Genomic DNA, 906 nt, shown 5'->3' on the forward strand with positions numbered 1-906 from the left:
GCGCTGCTCGGGCGGCAACGCCGATACCGGCGATGTTGCCGGCTTTTCGGCCAGGCGCTTGATGGCATCGCGGTCGAGCCCGCCCTCGGCATTGGCCAGCGTCTCGGGATCAGCGCCCGGATCCGGCTTCGCGGCCGGCAAGGGAGCGAACGGCGCGGAGGCCGCTTCGGGCTCGGACTGCTCGGGGTTCGGCGGATTGCCGGCGATGATCTCGAAATTCTGCGCTTGCGCGTTGCAGCCGCAGGCCGGTGGCCGCGCCATGTTGGTCTGCTTGTAGAGATAAGCCGTCGGCAGTTCGCTGTAGGGCCTGCCGGTCACCGACGATGTCATCGCGCCGGCATCGCCGTCCATGTCGCGCGTGTAGAACACCTGCATCTCCGTGCCAGGGCAACTTGATTCGCAGTTCTTCTGGTCGCGCTCGAAATCGCCATAAGAGGCGGCGTTCGACATCGGGAAGAAATAGCCGTCGCAGGTCCGCACGCACACGGTGTGGAAGTCGCCGTTCAGCCGCGGCAAGTCCATGCCGTCGGGCTGGTTGATCACCCGGCGAATGTTGCGTTCGCTGGGATCGTCTGGCGGCACATCCGGCAAATCGGGCATGTCGAGCGTTTCGATCTCGCGGTCGCCGTTGCCGAAAAGCTGTTCGAACAGATTGCCGCCGCCATTGTTGCGCGCGCTCTCCTCAAGCGGGGCGTGCCTCGGCGCGATCTCATCGTCGCGGCAGCCATTGGCGTCGAGTGCCGCAAGGATACGGCTTCGGTCGCGTCGCGAGCCGCCGCTGGCAAGCCGCTCGCGCTTCGCCAGCAGGGCGTCGAGATTGGCGTTCATGCGGTCGATGTTGGCGTTGATCGCTGCGCATTTGTTGACGTTGCGCGAAAACAGCGAAAAGCCGCAACCGGCATCGCT

At 65.3% G+C, this 906-nt stretch carries 1 protein-coding gene; it reads right to left on the reverse strand.

What is annotated here, in order from left to right; all coding sequences use genetic code 11:
• Positions 1–906: DUF2865 domain-containing protein (locus EN745_RS35290; protein ID WP_127423346.1), on the reverse strand; the 906-nt coding region annotated here is incomplete at both ends.

It is taken from the genome of Mesorhizobium sp. M4A.F.Ca.ET.022.05.2.1 (assembly GCF_003998845.1).
Lineage (GTDB): Bacteria > Pseudomonadota > Alphaproteobacteria > Rhizobiales > Rhizobiaceae > Mesorhizobium.